This is a genomic window from Corynebacterium sp. CNCTC7651 (assembly GCF_021496665.1).
Classification (GTDB): Bacteria; Actinomycetota; Actinomycetes; order Mycobacteriales; family Mycobacteriaceae; genus Corynebacterium.
Window position 1 is genome coordinate 2,216,200 of the sequence record NZ_CP071246.1, and the last position, 18,226, is coordinate 2,234,425.

An 18,226-nucleotide genomic window follows, 5' to 3' on the forward strand; every position below is an offset into this window, starting at 1 on the left:
CTAACCGCGCGCCATGTTCACGAAGCGGGAGTAGTGCAGCTGGTGCGCGACCGGGATGGTGTCGATGGGTCCGCCGCGGTGCTTGGCCACGATGATGTCGGCCTCTCCGGCGCGCTCGTCGTCGCGGTCCTGGGAGTCCGGGCGGTAGAGCAGGAACACCATGTCCGCGTCCTGCTCGAGGGAGCCTGATTCGCGGAGGTCGGCGAGCTGCGGCTTCTTGTCTGTACGAGCCTCGGGGCCACGGTTGAGCTGGGAAATCGCGATCACGGGGACCTCCAGCTCCTTGGCCAAGAGCTTCAGGTGGCGGGAGAACTCCGAGACCTCCTGGACCTCCAGCTCCTTGGCCAAGAGCTTCAGGTGGCGGGAGAACTCCGAGACCTCCTGCTGGCGGGACTCGACCTTCTTGCCGGAGCTCATCAGCTGCAGGTAATCCAGCACGATGAGGTCAAGGCCGTGCATGCGCTTGATGTTGCGGGCCTTGGTGCGGATCTCCATCATGGTGAGGTTCGGGGAATCGTCGATAAACAGCGGCGCGTCCTGGATCTCCGTGAGGCGCCTGGTCAGCTTCTCCCAGTCCCGCTCCTCCATCTGGCCCGAGCGCATCGACGACAGCTTGATCTCCGTCTCCGCCGAAAGCAGGCGCATGATGATCTCGGAGGCGCTCATCTCCAGGGAGAAAATCACCGACGTCTTGCCGTTGTGGATCGAACACGAGCGCATGAAGTCCAGCGCGAGCGTGGACTTACCCACGCCGGGTCGCGCCGCAATGATCACCATCTGACCCGGGTGCAGGCCGTTGGTGAGATTATCCAGGTCGATGAAGCCGGTGGGCACGCCCCGCTCGAGCGCGCCGCCGGCTGCGATCTGCGTGAGCTCATCGATCGTCGGCTTCAGCAGCTGGGACAGGGACTGGAAGTCCTGGCTGCGGTCATTCTTGGCAATCTTGAAGACTTCTTGCTGGGCAAGGTCCACCAGCGCCTCGACCTCCATCCCGTCCTCGCCCTCATAGCCCAGCTGGACCACATGCGTGCCGGCGTTGACCAGCTGGCGCAGGATGGACTTCTCCGCCACGATGTCCGCGTAGTACAGCGCGTTCGCGGCCGTAGGCACCTCGGAGATCAGGGTGTGCAGGTACACTGCACCGCCGACGCGATCCAGCTGGTTCCGGCGGTCCAGGCGGCCGGCCAGGATCAGCACGTCGATCTCGCTCGCGTCCGAGTACAGGTCCACGATCGCGCGGAAGATCATCTGGTGCGACGGGAAGTAGAAATCCTCCTCCTTCAGGCGGTCCACCACCTCCGTCACCACGTCCTGGTTCAGCATCATGGCGCCGAGCACGGAGCGTTCCGCGCGCTCATCGTGCGGCGGCTTGCGGTACTCATCCAGATCATTCCGGTCGCGGTGGAAACTCGACTGCCCGCGCCGCGTGCTGCCGCCGCGGTGGGTTTGGGCTGGGCCGCTTGGGCCGCTTGGGCCGCTTGGGCCGCTTGGGCCGTCGTCGAAGCTGTCGGTTGGCTCCGGCGGCAGGACGTAATCGTCAAAACTGTCGTTCGCAGGCATGGGCTCCCCTTCCACGTTCGCGCCTAACCATACCCCGGTTGGGCGAGGTGGAGCGCCTGTCGTCCTGAGTTATCCACAGGGGGTGTGGATAGAGCTCATGCTTTACGACGACTTCTTCACACCCACCCCCAATACCCTGTGGACAACTTGTGGAGAACGACGTTTTCGAACCCTGGGGAATGAGACATTTGCGCTGGTCAGCGCTGTTGTATTCGCGGTTAGTTTCACGGTGGAAAGAGTGGGGAATCTCGCTGACCTGGGCGCTTGACAAACGGGGTTTGGGGCGATCTTGCGGGTGCCACGTACCCTGAGCTGGGCTTCTTATTCTCTACTTATCCACAGGCCAGGTGGGTGTGTGGGAAAGGGCCCGGCGGGTGGCCGCTGGGCAGGGGGCGCGGGTGGCCGGGCGGGTGGCCGGCTGGACAGGGTGGCCGGCGAGCCCCCGGGCGGCGACCGGCGGGGCAGGTCTGTGCAACGGCCGCGGGGATAGGATCCGTCCGGACCGGCCCCGGCAACTTCCTGAGAAGCGCATAAGTTTGCCGACTAGTGCGCGGGCGGGTGCATCTGCCCAGGTGGGTGCGCAAATAGAGAAACTTACGCGCGCGTAGGGGCTAGGTGGCACGGTGTCCCGCTAGGGGTGGACCGGCGGCTGGCCGCTGCGCCGGCCCAGGCCAAGGCGGCCCTGGCCCGGCAAGGGTGCTAGGCGCCTACTTCCGGGACTTCACAATGCCGCGGCCCACCATAAAGACGCCGGCGATCCAGCTCACGGCCGCGGTCAGGTATGAGATCGACCCCCAGGCAAAGGCCACGGCCACAAAACCGAGGAGAAAGATGACAATACCGAGGATGATGTCCTGCTTAGCGGTGGTGTTGGTGTTCACGTCGCCCCATCGTACGGGCAAACCCCCGGCGGCAGCCGCGGCAACGCCACGCACCCACCCAGGGCAGCCGCGGTAGCGCCGGGCACCCACCCAACGCAGCCGCGGCAACGCCGGGGGCCCACCCAGGGCACAAGAAAACGGCGCGGGCCGCGGAGCTCCTCACAAGCTCCGCCCAGTCAGAGCTCCTCACAAGCTCCGACTCTGGCCCGCGCCGTTTTCGCGCTGTTGTCGTTGGATCGCGTGGTTTTTCCCAAGCGATCGTCGATAAGCGTTTAAGCGCTTACGACCTCGAAGTTCACCTTGCCCTCCACGTCGTCGTGGAGAGTGACCTTGACCTGGTAGCCACCGGTCTTGGTAACAAGGCCCTTCGGCACGTTGATGCGGCGCTTGTCCAGGGACGGGCCGCCTGCAGCCTTCACGGCGTCTGCAATGTCAGCCGGCTTCACGGAGCCGAACAGCTTGCCGTTGCCAGCGGTGCGCACGGGCACCTTCACGCCGGTGAGCTGGTCGAGCTGGTCGCGCAGCTCCTTTGCGTGCTCCAGGTCGCGGACCTGACGGTCTGCCTGTGCGCGCTTGATGTCTTCGATCTGCTTCTCTGCACCGCGGGTGGCCGGGATGGCAAGACCGCGCGGGAGGAGAAGGTTGCGTCCGTAGCCGTCCTTGACCTCGACGATGTCGCCGGGCTCTCCAAGGTTCTCAACGGCAGCGGTGAGGATCAGCTTCATAGCGTCCTAACCTTCCTTCAGTTGTGAAAATTTCTGTGTGGGTTTTTGTCTGCTTTAGAACGGAGGCTCATCGTCCATCCCGCCGAAACCACCGGCGGGAGGTGCGGAATTCCACGGATCATTGTCAGGCTGCTGGTTCTGGCCCTGGCCGCCAAACCCGCCCTGGGACTGCTGGGGCTGGGAGTTAAACCCGCCCTGGTTGCCCTGCGGCTGGTTCTGGCTCTGGTTGAAACCACCCTGGCCGCTCTGGCCGCCCTGGCCACCCTGCTGGTTAAAGCCGCCCTGGCCGCCCTGGTTGCGCTGGCCACCGCCGCCGTAGTTCCCCCCGCCCTCACGCGGGGTGCGGTTCACGGTTGCGGTCGCGTACTTCAGGGACGGGCCGACTTCTTCGACCTCAATCTCAAACACCGTGCGGCTCTCGCCCTCACGGGTCTGGTAGGAGCGCTGCTTCAGGCGGCCGTTCACAATCACGCGCATGCCCTTGGTCAGGGTCTCCGCGACGTTCTCGGCCATCTGGCGCCAGCAGTTGCAGGTGAGGAACAGGGCTTCGCCGTCTTCCCACTGGTTCGTCTCACGGTTGAAGGACCGCGGGGTGGACGCGATGCGGAAGTTCGCAACAGCGGCACCGCTCGGGATGAACCGAAGTTCCGGATCAGCAACCAGGTTGCCAACCACGGTGATGGGAGTATCGCCTTGAGCCATGATCGTTCCTTTACCTACGGGGTGACGTGGATCCTGTGGTTGAGCCTAGTGCTCTTACTTGTCGGTACGCAGTACCTTCGTACGGAGCACGGTCTCGCTCAGGTTCAGAAGACGGTCAAGCTCGGCCACGGTGTCTGCACCGCACTCGAGGTTGATGACGGCGTAGATGCCCTCTTCCTTCTTGTTGATCGGGTACGCAAGGCGCTGCTTGCCCCACACATCAACCTTCTCCACCTTGCCGTTGTCCTTGCGGACGGTCTCCAGGAACTTATCCAGGGACGGGGCAACGGTGCGCTCATCCTGCTGCGGATCGAGGATGATCATTACTTCGTAGTGACGCACGGACCTCATCACCTCCTATGGTCTTTGTATTGGTTTTCGGCCATCGCGCTTGCCGCAATGGCAGGAGGGTCGCTTACGTCAAGCAACCCTGCCAGCGTAGCGCAACCCCATAGCCAGGGAGAAATCCGTTTTAGGTCGGGTTGGGGACAGCCCCGAACAACGCCAGCCCCACTGGGACGAAGGTCATGAACACAAACGCCGCCACCCCGAGCCCAATCGCCAGCTGCTTACGTCCCTTCAGCGTGGCCATGAAACACGCCGCGAACAGCGCGAACCCGATGAAGATGGAGGCGATGCCCAGGATGGTGGTCGTTCCCATCGCTCCTCAACAGGGGCTTTGTGCTTATCGACGTTCGTTTCCACCGCCGTTTCACCCTCCGCGGGCGTTTCGGTTGGGCTTAACCAGCCGTCGGCACGCGTGGCCCAGTCCTTCGGGAGGGTGAGCAGGGGGTCGTGCCCGTTGTGTGCGTCCGCAACCGGGTCGCGCGTGAGGCCGAACATTTGGCGGACCACCATGACCATGATCGCGATGATGAGCAGGTCGCGGGCGATGATGACGATGTTGAGCACCTCGCCCGGCAGGCCCAGGTTATCCGTGCCCATCATGTGCCACATGAGGATGGGCCAGACCATCATGTCCACCGTCATCCACGTGAGCAACAGGCGCCAGTACGGCGCGGCGAGCACAGCCGGGACGATGAGCCAGATGGAGTACTGGGGGCTCCACACCTTGTTGAACAGCAGGAAGAAGCCCACGATGAGGGTGAGCAGCTCCGCCACGCGGGGCTCCTTCGGGGCCTTGAGGCCCAGGATCAGCACCGCGAGGCAGCCTAGCGCGAAGAGGACGAACGTGACGGCGTTCAGGATCACCGGAGTGCCGCCGCCGGTGTCAAAGCCGGTCCAGCCGAACGCGCGGGAGATGACGGCGTAGATGGTGGTCCACTCCCAGCCGCGCTCCGTGTTCAGGCGGTTGAACTCGCTCCACGCGTCCGGGTTGCGCAGGTACACCGGCAGGTTCACGGCCACCCAAGTGACTGCGGCGGCAACGGTCATCTTGATGAACGGCGCGAAGGTGCGCTTGCGAATCGCCAGCGTGAGGTATGCGCCCAGCACGAACAGCGGCCACAGCTTGAACGCGGTGCCAGCGCCGATGAGGAAACCCGCCAGCCAGAACTTCTTGTTCCGCGCGGCCAACAGCGCAGCGACAAGGAAGAAGATGGAGGGGATGTCCCAGTTAGTGAACGCGTGCATGATCAACAGTGGCGAGCCCACCACAAGCAGCGTGTCCCAGATGCGGTTGCCGGCCAACTCAGCCACCATGCGGGCGGTGCACACCCAGATGATGGAAAGCACCAGCACTGTAATCCAGAAGTACCAGCCCACCTCCGGCAGCAGGCGGTCCGCCAAGAAGTAGGTGTTGCGGGAGATGAATGAGGTGAACTGCTGGAACAGCCCGGCGAGCACCGGGTACTCCATGTAGCGGGTCAGGCCGTCCTCCACCCAGGAGTAGTCGTACACAAACCCCGGCTGGTCCAGGCCGCGGGCGCCGTAAAGCGGGACGATGTCGTTGTAGCAGAACGAGGTGTACTGGCGGTTGCCGTCCCAGTTCAGCTGCAGCACGCCGTTATCGTCCGGGCGGCCAAGGGAGCAGTTGGCCTTGGATAGCCCGCCGAGGGCGAGGAAGGTGTAGGCCACCGCGAGGATGGCGCGCAGCGGCGTCCAGAACCGGGCGCGGCCGATCTGGGCAAAGCGTCCCATTGGCCCGCCGAGGAAGTTCACCCAGCCTCGAGCGAGCGGCTCGGTCAAACCCGGCTGGACGCGGTTGGCCGGGTCCGGCCAGGGCACGGTGCTGCGGTTGGTACTGCGATGCTGACCCACGACGTTCCTCTCCCAGCTACTGCTGCAACACTTGGTTCAGGCCCTCAAGCACGCCGCCGATTGCGTCCGAAATCGGACCCGGCGCGGGCGCAGGTGCGGGCAGCGGCGGAGGTGCCGGAGCCGGGGCCGGTGCCGGAGCGGGCGCAGGTGCAGGGGCCGGGGCCGGCTGGTGCTCCGGCTCCGGTGCCGGCTCCGCGGAGGACGGCTGGGCGGCCGGGACCTGGCTAGGCACCGGCACGTACGTGGTGTACTCCAGGCCGCCGAGGTTGGTGCCGCCGGAGTACGGCTCCACGCCCCAGTACACCGGGGAGGCGGTGGGGAATTCAAGCGCCTCCTGGCCCTCCAGCGTGGTGTCCAGGACATCCTTCCAAATGCGGGCCGGCGTGGAGGAGCCGAACATGTTGCCGCCCCACTCGTTGAAGATCGGGGAGGTGTTGTCCGCGGTGCCCACCCACACGGCCACGGCAAGCTGCGGGGTGGCACCCACCATCCAGGCATCCTTGTTCATGCCCGTGTCGCCCAACTGGGCGGTACCGGTCTTGGCGGCGGACGGGCGGCCGCCTTCCAGCGTGGCGTTGGAGTACCCCACCACGGCCTGCATGGCCTGAATGACGTTGTCCGCCACCTGCTCCGCCACGCGGCGCTCCGAATAAGCCTCATCCGCCTGGTAGAGCACCTCGCCCATCGCGTCGGTCACGCTCTCCACAAAGTGGGTGGGGTGGTACACGCCACGGTCGGCCAACGTGGCCATGGCCGTCGCCATGTCCAGCACGCGGGACTGGTACTGGCCCAGCACGATGCCCTCGTAGGGCTCCCCACCATTCTCGCGCAGCGTGACGGGGACACCCGGGATGGAGCGCGCGACACCCAGCGCGTGCGCCATATCCGCCGTGTCCATCGTCTTGTCATCCAGGTCATCCTGGATGCGCATGAACGCGGTGTTGGAGGAAGTGCGCACGGCATCTGCAACGGTGAGCATGCCGCCGCCACCGCCGTCCCAGTTGGTCACCTCGATGTCGCCCGGCAGAGTCACCGGGGAAGAATCAAACTGCGCATCCAGCGGGATACCCTGCTGCAGCGCGGCGGCCAGCGCGAAGATCTTGAAGGTCGAGCCGGTCTGCAGGCCGGCGTTGGCGTAATCCCAACCACTCGGGTCATCGCCGCCGTAGTAGGCGCGCACTGCACCCGTCGCCGGATCGATGGCAACCACGCCGGTGCGGGCGTCGTCCTGCAGCTTGGCAAGGTGGTCCGCGGAGATGCGCTCCACGTTCGCCTGCATGTCCGCATCGATGGTGGTGGTGATCTGCAGGCCGCGCTTGGTCAGGTCATCTTCGGTGATGCCCAGCGCCTGCAGCTCCGCGATCACCTGGTTCTTGATCAGGCCGTTCGGGCCGGTCGCCTCGGTGTAGGCGGAGTAGGAGGCCGGGTCCCGCGTCTCCGGGTAGGTCAGCGTCGCACGCTCCTCCTGGTTCAGCACACCCATGTCCACCAGGCCGTCCATCACGTACCCCCAGCGCGCCTGGGCGCCTTCCGGGTTGGTCCACGGATCGAGCTGGCTGGGCAGCTGGATGGAGGCGGCGAGCACACCAGCTTCCTCCAAGTTCAGCTCGCTCACCGGCTTGCCAAAGAATGCGTGCGCCGCGGCCTCCACGCCGTACGCGTTGCGGCCGAAGTACACCGTGTTCAGGTAGGCGGTGAGGATGTCTTCCTTGCTCCACTCATTGGTCATTTTCACCGAGTAGACCAGCTCGCGCGCCTTGCGCTCGTAAGAGTGCTCGTTGCCCACAATGGCGTTCTTCACGTACTGCTGCGTGATGGTGGAGCCGCCGCCGGCGGAGGCGTTGCCGGTCAGCTGCCCCAGAGCCGCACGTGCGAAGCCGGTGAAGGAGAAGCCGGAGTTTTCCCAGAAGTCACGGTCTTCCGCGGCCAGCACCGCGTTCTGCACCTCTTCCGGAATGGCATCCAGGGTGACTTGTTCGCGGTTGCCCTCCGGCGGGACGATGCGGGCCAGCTCCTCTTCACCATCGTTGAAGTAGATGCTGGAGATCTGCGCCGTCTCAATCTCATTTGGCTGCGGCACGACAGCCTGGGAGTACGCGTAGCCGAACCAGGTCAGGGGAATCGCGGCAAGCATCAGCAGGAACAGCAGCGCGGCAAGCACCCACTGCCACGCGCGGGACCGCTTCTTCTTTTTCACGACAGTGCTGCCGCCCCCAGAAGCCGCCTTGGTGGATGATGTTTTCTCTGTCACACGCTTGTCCTGCACCTGTTAGCCACCTGCGCGCACCCGGGCCCGGGCATGGCAGGCGAAGAGCCCACAATTACTCCCCGATACCCTACCTGCCCCAATGGGCTTCACACTACTGGCGTTGCTGTGACTTCCTTGAGCAGATAATTCCACTTGCAGTGCCCGCACACCTCTACTACGTGCACAGTTATGGGTCCAACTTCGGCGACAAGGCGGGCAATTTCACCGTCGTCACGCGCGGTGCCGCTGCGGCGGCCCAGGCGCTCGCCGTACACCCACTTCACGTCCCGCATCTCGCGCTCGCAAATGGGGCACACGCGTGACGACGGCTGCCCGTGGTACTCCGCCGCAGCTCTGAGAAGGAAGTCGGCGTCACAGTAATCGTCGATAAGCAAGTGCCCCTGACGCAGCTGGCGCAAGGTGTCGCGGCGCTGCAGTTCGTGGGAGATCTCGTGGGTGAATTTGATCATGTTTAGGAGGGGAAACAATTGGTGTTGCTAAGCTTATGCGCTTGAGAGCGGTGCGGTGTTCGCGGCCCGCCACAGTAATACAGGAGGTAGGCCGATGGCACCCACCGGTGAGACTCGCCCGGATCCGCTGGTGATTGCGGAGCAGATCCGGCCCGCGATTACCCGCCTGTACGTCAGCTACTTCCGCACCGCGGATCACTCCAGCCTCACCGGGCCGCAACTGTCCATCATGCACCGTATTGCGGACCACGGGCCGATGCGCGTGCGCCAGCTCGCCGATGCCGAGGGCGTGCGCATGCCCACCGCCTCCAACACCATTAACCAGCTGGAGGAGCGAGGGCTGGTCTACCGCGTCCGCGCCGAGCAGGACCGCCGCGGCGTACTGGTGGAGCTGACTGACCTGGGGCGGGAAGAGCTCCAGCGCGTGGGCGGCGAGCGCAACCGCTACGTTGCAGAGATGCTTGCCACGCTTGACGACGAATACTTGCACCAAGTCGCCCAAGCCGCCGACGCCATCAATGCTCTGGAGGTTGAGGCTGGGGAGGTTGAGGCCGGGGAGGTTGAGGCCGGGGATGCCGAGGCCGGGGAGGTTGAGGCCGGGGCCGCGGCACCGGAAGACGGGGCTGGTGGCGCGGCACCGGAAGACGGGGCTGGTGGCGAGGCCGCCAAGTAGTCTCGGCAGGAATTGCGAAAATTGGGTTTCCAAGGTTACATCCGCGTAAACTGACGCGCGATGGGAAACCGCTCCTTTACCACGGATCTTGCAGAGCTGCCGGATAACGGCCAGGCACTGCGCATTGTCGTTGGTTGGGACGCGATGAGCACCGAGGCCGTGGAATTCGCCGCTTGGCTTGGCCGTTCCCTGCCGGTGAAGGTTCAGGTAGTTTCCGCCGTCGAGAGCTCTTGGCCCAAGCCCATCAGCGAGAAGAAGTACCGCAAGTGGTTCAAGGAACGCAGCTCCGAATTTGAGGCCCAGGCGAAGAAGGTGCTCAAGGCGTACGTGCCGCGGCAGCAGTGGGCGAAGGAGGCCTGCCACCTGACCGAACGCACCGACGTGGTGAATTCCCTGTACACCTCCGCCGAGGAACTGTCCGCGGACATGATTGTGCTGGGCTCGAAGGCGAAGACGGCGAAGAGCCGGTTCCGGCCGTCCTCCATTGCGGATGCGCTGATGCACTCCTCCCCTGTGCCGCTCGGCCTGGCGCCGAAGGGCGTGCACCTGTCCCGCAAAGGCATCACGCGTGTGACGTACGCGCTGGTGGAATCGTCCAAGTCCGCCACGCCGAAGGGTGAGGGCCGCTTCTCCGGACTCCCCTATGCTGCCACGCTGGCCTGCGTGCTCGGCGTGCCGCTGCGCATCATTGCCTTCTCCCCCGTCGAGCAGTCCGCCGACTTTACCGACGAGGCCGCCGAGTGGAACGAAACCACCCTCGGCCTTCTGGACCGCGCCCGCGACCAGGCCTACGGCGTCGCCGCCGCAATCAACCAGGACGCCGCCGACACCTTCGACGTCCACAGCTTCGTCGCCTCCGGCAAGGGCTGGAAACGCTCCATCGACTCGGTGAAGTGGAAAAAGGGGGACCTGATGTGCATCGGCTCCCAGCCGTCCGACCAGCTCAAACGCGTGTTCGTCGGCTCCCGTGAGGGCGAGTTCATCCGCTTCGCCCCCGTGCCCGTGATCATCTACCCGCGGGGCACGAGCTAGGCGGGTTGGGTCTGGGCTGGGCCGGGTCTGGGATTGCCGGGGTCTGCTGGGCTAGGCCCCGGGCCCCGGGCGTGCCGGGCCGGAGCCACCCGGCACCCCTCCCTGAGTCGCCCGGCACCCCTCCCGGAGTCGCCCGGCACCCCTCCTGGAGCCAAAGTTCCTCAAGTTCTGCACTCACCTGGGCTGATAGACCGGTTCGCGCGCGAGTCGGCAAACTTATGCTCTTCTCAGGTACGGGTCACCGGCAGCCCAGGCGCCCAGGCCCCCAGGCCCAGGACCCGGACCCCGAGACCGGCAGCTCGCAACCCCACCTCCGCAGAGGGCTACAGTTGGGTGCCATGGCCCAGATGCGCGAACACCCGGAAAATGATCTCCACTCCGGCCAGGACAGGTTCAGCCGCGTGCCGCCGGAGCCGCAATCATTCGACGACCTCGCCGACCAGCCGGATCCCCTCATTACCGCCGAGCGCAACCGCGCCTCCACCCGCAACGCGCTGCTCTACGCCGCCGCGACCGTGGGCATCACGCTCGCGTTCGGGCTCGTGCTGGCACTCATCTCCCGCGTCCAGGGCGGCCCGCTTTGCGACGCCGGACAAGCAACCTGGCTCTGCACCCCCACCTGGCGCACATGGTGGGCAATCCTTACATCCATCCCACCGGTGGCGATGCTGATCGGTTGCGCGGTGATTATGGTTCGCAAACTCAACCGCTACGAACGCTGGATGCCCTGGATGGGCGTGTTTTGGCTGCCCATCGTGCCGTTCACGATGGTTTGGCTGATCATTACGGTGGGAATCCTAGCCCTCGACGCCACCGGGTAGCGGGGCCCTCCCGGCCGCCACGCACTCCCCGCAATACGGGTTCTTTTCCCGGCAGTCCGGGCAGCTCAAGTACTGGTGGCGGCACTCCGGCTCGTTTGCGCAGTTGTAGAACTGGTTGGTGGCCGCGCCGCAGTGGACGCAGTGGCCCAGCTGCACATAGTTCGGGTCGTCGGGCGCGCCGAACTCGGTGTGCATGCGGTCGTCGAAGACGTAGAGGGAACCTTCCCACAGCCCGGAGTTTCCGTACTTCTCGCCGTAGCGGACAATGCCGCCGTCGATTTGGTATACCTCTTCGAACCCGCGGTTCTTCATCAACGGTGTGAGCACTTCGCAGCGGATGCCGCCGGTGCAGTAGGCGATGACGGGCTTGTCCTTCATCCAGTCATACTTGCCGCTTTCCAGCTCGCGGATGAAGTCGTGCGTCGTCTCCACATCTGGGACTACCGCGTTCTTGAACTTGCCAATCTCCGCCTCGCGGGCGTTGCGGCCATCGAAAAACACCACGTCCGGGTTCTGCGCCACCAGTTCGTTGACCTGCTCCGGTGTGAGGTGGGTGCCGCCGCCGATCACGCCATCTTGATCAACCTTCAGCTCGCCCGGCGCGCCGAACGCTACGATCTCCTCGCGCACCTTGACGCTGAGCTTGGGAAAGTCCGCGGCACTGCCGTCGGACCACTTGAACTCGATGCCGCGGAAGTACTCCTTGGTCTTCTTCACGTAGGTCTTGCACGCCTGCATGTCCCCGCCCACGGTGCCGTTGATGCCATGCTCGGAGATGAGGATCCTGCCCGTCAGCCCCAGCCCCTCGCAGAGGTCGCGCTGCCACAGCCGCACGGCCTCAGGGTCCGCGATGGGCTGGAATTTGTAGTAGAGCAGGATTTTTCCGGTCATACCAGGAAGTTTAAAGCGGGTATGCCTTGAACAAAATCGCGTGCCCTGTGCCGTCGTCAAGCAGGGAAGCCCCCTGCTCCGCCATGCCTCCCACCAGCTCGCTGCCGGCGGGGTGGTCCGGGAGGGCGGAGAAGTAGGCCTCGTGCGCGTCGAGGGAAGCCGCGCCCTTCTCCACGTGGTGCGGCTCCAGCGCCACCGCAACGTCCGGCTCGGCGTGGCCGCTGACCAGCAGCAATCGAGCCTGGTGGCGCTCGCCGGCCTCGGGGAAGACGAACTCGTTGCCCGCGTCGCGCGCGGCATCCAACGCGGCGAGGCCTGCCACCCGGTGGTCCGCCTGGTTCAGGCCCCACGGCGCGACGATGTCCCAGGACTGGGTCACAATCACACTCGGGCGGCGGGAGCGGATGACGGTAGCAATCGCCTCGCGCAGCTCCAGCGAAGACGTCAACGTGCCGTCTGCCTGGCCTGGCAGGTCCAGAAACTCCAGGTCGCGGGCGTCGACGATGTCGCAGGCGTGGCGCTGCTCCGCCGTGCGGATGCGGGCCGTCTCCCCCGGATCCATGCCGGCAATGCCGTGCTCTCCGCGCGTGATCAGCAGGTAATCCACGGGGATGCCGGCCTCGGTCCACTTGGCCACCGCGGCGGACGCGCCGTACTCCATGTCGTCCGGGTGGGCGACCACCGCGAGGACGCTATCGCCCGCTTCGAGCTCCAACCGCTCCACCGCCATTAGCGCTTCTGTTCCATGCGCTGCTTGTACTCAATCGCGTCGCGCGTGTACACGCGGCGGTGGGTGCCCACTTTGTGGCCGGTCAGGCGGCCGTCGTCAATAAGCTTCACCACAAACGGGCGCGAGACACCCAGGAACTTCGCTACCTGCTGGGTTGTCATCTCATCCTCCGGCTCCGGGGAGCGCACGAGGCGGCCTTCCGCAATGTCTTCGAGAATATTGCGGATCCAGATGGCCGTATCTTTGGGCACGGTCACGTCTGCGCGCGATTCGGCGCGGGCGTTGGCCAGGTTGCCATTCAGTTCGGCGAGAGCTTGCTCAACCGGCGAGAGCGCTGATTTGTTGTCCATGTCGCCCACCCTAGAGGCCAACCGAACCGAGCGCAACAGGTGCATTAAACGAACACTTGGAAAGAGGTCACATTGGACACCGCGGAACACGCGTGGAACGCCCGGCGCGTCGAGCTCATGGACGTAGTGGCGGCCCTGCTACCCGCGCTGTTGACGGCAGCCGTGGCACTTGGCGCCGCCAAACTCATCGGCGCATCCGGCCTGAACATCACCGTCACCGGCCCCGGCTTGGTTGCGGTTGAACTCGCTATGGTCGGTGCAGCCGTCGCGCACATGATCCCGCCGGTCATGCTGGCATCCAGCGCGCTGGTCGTGGGGCTTTTTGCTTGACGACGCCCCCTTTTTCACCTACCGCTTGTGGTACAGCCCCTTCTTCCAGTACTCCGGCTCTGAGGTAACCAGGACGCCGAGGGAGCGGAAGATGCCCTCGTCAACAGAGCCGAGGATGGTGGTCACATGCGCGTCGCAGCCGCGGAGGTACTTCAAGTGGTCCAGGGCCACCTGGGCCTGCGGGTTCACGGACGCGGAGACAGACAGGGCAATCAGCACCTCATCGGTGTGCAGGCGGGGGTTCACGGAGCCCAAGTGGCGCGTCTTCAAAGACTGGATCGGCTCGATCGAGGCAGGCGAGAGCAGGTGCACCTCATCCTTAATGCCGGCCAGCGCCTTCAGCGCGTTGAGCAGCACCGCGGCGGAAGGGCCGAGCAGGTCAGAAGTCTTGCCGGTGACAATCTGCCCGCTGGGCAACTCGAGCGCGGCGCCGGGCTTGCCGGTCGCTTCAGCAACCGCCATCGCTGGTGCCACCACCACGCGATCCGCCGTGGTCACGTTGGCTTTGCGCATGACGTTCATCGCGCGGTCCGACTCGGTGGACGTCTTGTCCATGCGGCGCTCATCCACCAGCGCCTTGTAGTAGCGGCGGATGATCTCCTGCTCGGAGGCGTGGCGGCAGGCGGCGTCGTCCGAAATGCAGTAACCCGCCATGTTCACGCCCATGTCCGTCGGGGACTTGTAGGGCTCCTTGCCGGTGGCCTCCTTCAGCAGGGTGCGCAGCAGCGGGAAGACCTCGATGTCGCGGTTGTAGCTGGTCACCTGCTCGCCGTACGCGTCCAGGTGGTACTGGTCGATCACGTTCATGTCGTCCAAGTCCACCGTCGCGGCCTCGTAGGCCAGGTTCACCGGGTGGGACAGGGCCAGGTTCCAGATCGGGAACGTCTCAAACTTGGCGTAACCAGCGGGAATGCCGCGCTTGTTGTCGTGGTACACCTGGCTCAGGCAGGTGGCCAGCTTGCCGGAGCCTGGGCCCGGCCCCGTCATCACAATCAGATCCCGGCTGGTTGCCACATAATCGTTGCGGCCGAAGCCGTTTTCGCTGACCACGGTGGCCGTGTCGTTGGGGTAGCCCGGAATCATGTAGTGGCGCGCCACCTTCAGGCCCAGGCGGGTGAGGCGGTCCAGGAACGCGTCCACGTTGGCGTTAGACCCTTCAATCTGGGTGCACACCACGTTCTCCACCAAAAAGCCGCGGTCCCGGAACACGTCCACCAGCCGCAGCACGTCCTCTTCGTACGTAATGCCCAAGTCCGCGCGCATCTTCTGTCGCACCACATCGCCCGCGTTGAAGCAGATGATGATCTCGATCTCGTCCTTGATCCGGTCCAGCATGGCGATCTTGTTGTCCGGGGTGAAACCGGGGAGGACGCGGGATGCGTGGTGATCGTCGAAAAGCTTGCCGCCCATCTCCAGGTACAGCTTGCCGCCGATGTCCCTGCGCCGAGCCGTGATGTGCTCGGATTGCATCTGGATGTACTTTTCACGGTCAAACCCGATTGTGTACGGCATGGCCCACAGTCTAACCCCGCGCCTAGGCTGGCAGCATGTACGCAACCACCTTCACCGTGGACCAGATCCGCGCCGCGGAGGCCCGCCTTCTCGTCGAGGAAACGGAGCCTGACCAGCTCATGCGCCACGCCGCGCACAGCGTGTACACGGTCGCGGAGGCCATGCTTTCGTGGCCCGCGCGCGGCACATACCGCTCCGTCGACGCGGAGCCCAAACGCACCTTTATTCTTGCGGGCCCGGGCGGCAACGGCGGCGACGCGCTCTACGCCGGCGCGGAACTCGCCCTGGCCGGCCACCCGGTGGACGCGTTCCTCACCGCGGGCACGGCGCACGAGCGGGCACTCACCGCCTTCACCAACGCGGGCGGCAAGGTGTTGGACGCACTGCCGGAGGCAGGCTGGCGGTTCAACGACGAATACCGGCTGGCCGTCGACGGCATCACCGGCATCGGCGGCACTGCGGGCCTGCGCGAGGAGCTTCGCGGCGCAGTGGAGCTTTTGGACCAGGCGCACCCGTGGGTGCTGGCGGTGGACCTGCCCTCCGGCATCGAGGCAGACACGGGCCAGGGCGGCGCCCTGCACGTCACCGCGGACGTGACTGTGACATTCGGCGGCTGGCGCCGCGCCCACATCCTCAACCCGGCCTGCGGCGTGCAGCTCCTGGCGGGCCTCGAACTGCCGCACATGAACATCAATGAGGCGCTGGTGGACACGCTTCCGGAATGGGCGGACGACGGTCCTCCCCTGCTCAGCGCCAGCCGCGCCGTGGTGCCGGACCCGCCCGCGGGCGCCTGGCCGGAGGACTTGACCACCATGTACCCCGCCTCCGGCGCAGACATCGAGCCGGGCCCGGCCGACGACAAATTCTCCGGCGGCGTGGTGGGCATTTGCGCTGGAAGCGAGGACTACCCCGGCGCGGCGATCCTGTGCACCACCGCCGCCGTCAACGCCACGCCGGCCATGGTGCGCTACGCGGGGCCGCAGGCGCTTGAGGTGGTGCGGGCGGTTCCGGAGAGCGTCGTCAAGCAAAAGCCCCAGGATGCCGGGCGCGTGCAAGCGTGGGTGTTGCAAAAGCCCCAGGATGCCGGGCGCGTGCAAGCGTGGGTGTTCGGGCCCGGCGCGGGCACGGATGCGGCTGCGGCGCAGGACTTGCGGTGGGTGCTGGGGCAGGAGGTGCCCGTGCTTATCGACGCCGACGGGCTGACCCTCCTGGCGCAACATGCCGACCTGCGGGAACTGGTGGCATCGCGGGAGGAGCAGACAGTGCTCACGCCGCACGACGGCGAGTTTGCGCGCCTGCGGAAGGCCGTGGGCGTGAAGGAGTCGAACCGGTTCGATGAGGTGCGCGCGGTGGCGGCGGCGCTTGGGTGCACCGTGATCCGCAAGGGCCGGGTGACGCTGGTCGCGCCGGAGGACGCGCCGTTTTGGGTGCTGGGCGTGGACGCTGGGCATTCATGGGCGGCCACACCTGGCTCGGGCGACGTGCTCTCCGGCCTGGCGGGCGCCTATCTGGCACTGGCCAATGCGCAAGACTGGCCGGTGGAATTCGCCATGACCGCGGCGGTGTCCGTGCACGCCATGGCGGCGAAGTTGGCGGCGGAAACCCCGTACGGGGACGCGACGGCGCCCGCGAGCCGGATCGCGGAGTGCATCCGCCCGGCGACCGCACGGCTGAACCCGCAACGGCCCCAGTAAACTAACGTGCACCTTACTTCTCTTTCTAGACCGTCTTAACCAGGAGCACTTTCCCAGCATGCGCATCGCAGTACTACTTAAAGAGGTCCCCGATACGTACGGGGAACGTGACCTGGACCTGGAAACGGGCCTGGCCGTGCGGACCGGCGACAACGTCGCGGACGAGGTGGGCGAGCGCGCCGTGGAGGCCGCGCTGAAGCTCGCGGAGGCGCACGGCGGCGAGGTGGAGCTGCTTTCCCTCGGCCCGGTGGCCAGCGACGGCAGCATCCGCAAGGGCATTGCCATGGGCGCGAAGACGGCGCACATGGTGCATGATGACGCGCTGGTGGGCGCCGATTTCGGCCTCACCGCCGAGGTGCTGGCGGCGCTGGTGCGCCGCGGCGAATACGACCTAGTGGTGGCCGGCAACCTCTCCTCCGACGGGGGTGGCGGCGTGGTGCCCACCATGGTGGCGGAACTGCTGGGCTGGCCGAACCTGACCAACCTGACCTCGGTGGAGGTGGACGGAGCCGCGATCACGGCGCACCGCGCGAGCGACGGCGTGGACGTGGAGCTGGCTGCTGAGCTGCCCGCGGTGATCTCGGTGACGGACGCGTTCCCGGACGCCCGCTTCCCCAACTTCAAGGGCCTGATGGCCGCGAAGAAGCAGGAGCTCACTCCCCTCACCCTGGCTGACCTGGGCATTGACGCGAACGATTTCACTCCGGCGCGGGCCATCGTCCTCGAGGTTGCGAAGCGCCCGCCGCGCGAGGCAGGCACCGTGATTGACGACGACGGCACAGCCGCCCAGCAGCTCGCCGACTACCTGGCCGAGAAGAACTTCATCTAAACGGGAGCACACAATGACGAATACCAACGAAGCAATCCTGGTGGTCATCGACGCTGCCCCCGCGGGCGGCATTGCGGATTCCGCCGCCGAGCTGATCGGCGCCGCCTCCGGCATCGGCGCGCCCGTCGCCCTGGCCACCTCTGCGATGGGCACCGAGGAGGAGCTGGCTTCCGCGCTCGGCGAGCTGGGCGCGGTGAAGGTCTTGGTCGCAGACGTGGACGACACTGCGCTGACTGTCCCGCAGGCGGATGCCGTAGTGGCGTAGTGGCCGCCATCGCCGCCACACGCCCCGCCGCCATCGTGCTCTCCCACTCCATCGCCGGCCGCGACATCGCCGCGCGCATTGCCGTGCGCGAGCGCCGCGCCCTGCTCACGGATGTCACGGGCCTTGCGCGTGACGACGAAGGCATAACCCCAACCACTCCGTCTTCGGCGGCAACTATTCCACCGTTGCAGCCGCCACGCACAGCGCCCCGGTAATCACGCTGCGTCAGGGTGCGGTTGATGTGCGTGGTGAGGGGGTTCGGGCGAGCGTCGAAAAGCTTGACGTGCCCGCGT

The 18,226-nt window shown here is 65.8% G+C and carries 20 protein-coding genes; 8 read left to right on the forward strand and 12 right to left on the reverse strand.

All coding sequences use genetic code 11. The features are described from left to right. The 8 genes from JZY91_RS10585 to JZY91_RS10620 all read right to left on the reverse strand — a co-directional run bounded on the left by JZY91_RS10585 (nucleotide 1) and on the right by JZY91_RS10620 (nucleotide 8,806). Nucleotides 1-1,560 (reverse strand): DnaB-like helicase C-terminal domain-containing protein, encoded by a 1,560-nt coding sequence (locus tag JZY91_RS10585; protein WP_234947821.1) that lies wholly within the window; start codon nucleotides 1,558-1,560, stop codon nucleotides 1-3. A 707-nt stretch (nucleotides 1,561-2,267) separates the two neighbouring features. Beyond that, a complete protein-coding gene (locus JZY91_RS10590) occupies nucleotides 2,268-2,441 on the reverse strand; it encodes a hypothetical protein (protein ID WP_234947822.1) in 174 nt (57 codons plus the stop codon). Nucleotides 2,442-2,713: 272 nt separating this feature from the next. After that, the gene (gene rplI / locus JZY91_RS10595) at nucleotides 2,714-3,166 is read right to left on the reverse strand and encodes a 50S ribosomal protein L9 (protein ID WP_234947823.1); all 453 of its coding nucleotides are present in this window, start codon (nucleotides 3,164-3,166) and stop codon (nucleotides 2,714-2,716) included. A 54-nt stretch (nucleotides 3,167-3,220) separates the two neighbouring features. Beyond that, complete coding sequence (locus tag JZY91_RS10600; protein WP_234947824.1) at nucleotides 3,221-3,868, reverse strand: single-stranded DNA-binding protein; 648 nt, start codon at nucleotides 3,866-3,868, stop codon at nucleotides 3,221-3,223. 54 nt (nucleotides 3,869-3,922) lie between these two features. Beyond that, nucleotides 3,923-4,210, reverse strand: coding sequence for a 30S ribosomal protein S6 (rpsF, locus tag JZY91_RS10605; RefSeq protein WP_234947825.1), 288 nt, complete (start codon nucleotides 4,208-4,210; stop codon nucleotides 3,923-3,925). A gap of 237 nt (nucleotides 4,211-4,447) precedes the next feature. Next, nucleotides 4,448-5,968 carry a glycosyltransferase family 87 protein gene (locus JZY91_RS10610; protein WP_370639294.1) on the reverse strand — a complete coding sequence of 507 codons (1,521 nt, stop codon included), beginning with the start codon at nucleotides 5,966-5,968 and terminating at the stop codon, nucleotides 4,448-4,450. A gap of 136 nt (nucleotides 5,969-6,104) precedes the next feature. After that, complete coding sequence (locus tag JZY91_RS10615) at nucleotides 6,105-8,222, reverse strand: transglycosylase domain-containing protein (RefSeq protein ID WP_234949131.1); 2,118 nt, start codon at nucleotides 8,220-8,222, stop codon at nucleotides 6,105-6,107. A gap of 221 nt (nucleotides 8,223-8,443) precedes the next feature. Beyond that, nucleotides 8,444-8,806: a DUF5318 family protein gene (locus JZY91_RS10620; RefSeq protein ID WP_234947827.1), complete on the reverse strand. Its 363-nt coding sequence runs from the start codon at nucleotides 8,804-8,806 to the stop codon at nucleotides 8,444-8,446. A gap of 94 nt (nucleotides 8,807-8,900) precedes the next feature. Here JZY91_RS10620 and JZY91_RS10625 point away from each other — a divergent pair, with 94 nt between their 5' ends. The 3 genes from JZY91_RS10625 to JZY91_RS10635 all read left to right on the forward strand — a co-directional run bounded on the left by JZY91_RS10625 (nucleotide 8,901) and on the right by JZY91_RS10635 (nucleotide 11,332). Continuing rightward, on the forward strand, nucleotides 8,901-9,479 hold the full coding sequence (locus JZY91_RS10625; RefSeq protein ID WP_370639223.1) for a MarR family winged helix-turn-helix transcriptional regulator: 579 nt from the start codon (nucleotides 8,901-8,903) through the stop codon (nucleotides 9,477-9,479). A gap of 60 nt (nucleotides 9,480-9,539) precedes the next feature. Then, nucleotides 9,540-10,511: a universal stress protein gene (locus JZY91_RS10630; RefSeq protein ID WP_234947828.1), complete on the forward strand. Its 972-nt coding sequence runs from the start codon at nucleotides 9,540-9,542 to the stop codon at nucleotides 10,509-10,511. Nucleotides 10,512-10,849: 338 nt separating this feature from the next. Beyond that, a complete protein-coding gene (locus JZY91_RS10635; RefSeq protein WP_234947829.1) occupies nucleotides 10,850-11,332 on the forward strand; it encodes a hypothetical protein in 483 nt (160 codons plus the stop codon). Here the strand turns inward: JZY91_RS10635 and JZY91_RS10640 are convergent. The 3 genes from JZY91_RS10640 to JZY91_RS10650 are packed head-to-tail and all read right to left on the reverse strand — an operon-like array spanning nucleotide 11,309 to nucleotide 13,303. Further along, nucleotides 11,309-12,223: a rhodanese-related sulfurtransferase gene (locus JZY91_RS10640; RefSeq protein WP_234947830.1), complete on the reverse strand. Its 915-nt coding sequence runs from the start codon at nucleotides 12,221-12,223 to the stop codon at nucleotides 11,309-11,311. The two genes, JZY91_RS10635 and JZY91_RS10640, sit on opposite strands and share 24 nt — an antisense overlap. 10 nt (nucleotides 12,224-12,233) lie before the next feature. Beyond that, nucleotides 12,234-12,953 (reverse strand): PIG-L deacetylase family protein, encoded by a 720-nt coding sequence (locus JZY91_RS10645; RefSeq protein WP_234947831.1) that lies wholly within the window; start codon nucleotides 12,951-12,953, stop codon nucleotides 12,234-12,236. After that, on the reverse strand, nucleotides 12,953-13,303 hold the full coding sequence (locus tag JZY91_RS10650) for an excisionase family DNA-binding protein (RefSeq protein WP_234947832.1): 351 nt from the start codon (nucleotides 13,301-13,303) through the stop codon (nucleotides 12,953-12,955). The genes JZY91_RS10645 and JZY91_RS10650 overlap by 1 nt, the downstream gene beginning before the upstream one ends. Nucleotides 13,304-13,375: 72 nt before the next feature. Here JZY91_RS10650 and JZY91_RS10655 point away from each other — a divergent pair, with 72 nt between their 5' ends. Next, on the forward strand, nucleotides 13,376-13,633 hold the full coding sequence (locus JZY91_RS10655) for a hypothetical protein (RefSeq protein ID WP_234947833.1): 258 nt from the start codon (nucleotides 13,376-13,378) through the stop codon (nucleotides 13,631-13,633). 18 nt (nucleotides 13,634-13,651) lie between these two features. On the opposite strand, the gene JZY91_RS10660 is transcribed toward JZY91_RS10655, so the two are convergent. Beyond that, entirely contained in the window at nucleotides 13,652-15,145 is a 1,494-nt protein-coding gene (locus tag JZY91_RS10660; protein WP_234947834.1) for a DUF1846 domain-containing protein, read from the reverse strand. Nucleotides 15,146-15,180: 35 nt separating this feature from the next. Here JZY91_RS10660 and JZY91_RS10665 point away from each other — a divergent pair, with 35 nt between their 5' ends. From JZY91_RS10665 to JZY91_RS10680, 4 genes are read left to right on the forward strand one after another with little or no spacing between them, the layout of a single operon-like run. Then, nucleotides 15,181-16,839, forward strand: a complete 1,659-nt coding sequence (locus JZY91_RS10665) for an NAD(P)H-hydrate dehydratase (RefSeq protein ID WP_234947835.1) — start codon at nucleotides 15,181-15,183, stop codon at nucleotides 16,837-16,839. A gap of 58 nt (nucleotides 16,840-16,897) precedes the next feature. Then, nucleotides 16,898-17,668 carry an electron transfer flavoprotein subunit beta/FixA family protein gene (locus JZY91_RS10670; RefSeq protein ID WP_234947836.1) on the forward strand — a complete coding sequence of 257 codons (771 nt, stop codon included), beginning with the start codon at nucleotides 16,898-16,900 and terminating at the stop codon, nucleotides 17,666-17,668. A gap of 13 nt (nucleotides 17,669-17,681) precedes the next feature. Further along, nucleotides 17,682-17,933, forward strand: a complete 252-nt coding sequence (locus JZY91_RS10675) for a hypothetical protein (RefSeq protein WP_234947837.1) — start codon at nucleotides 17,682-17,684, stop codon at nucleotides 17,931-17,933. Next, entirely contained in the window at nucleotides 17,933-18,148 is a 216-nt protein-coding gene (locus JZY91_RS10680; protein WP_234947838.1) for a hypothetical protein, read from the forward strand. The genes JZY91_RS10675 and JZY91_RS10680 overlap by 1 nt, the downstream gene beginning before the upstream one ends. The last annotated feature ends 78 nt before the right edge of the window (nucleotides 18,149-18,226 follow it).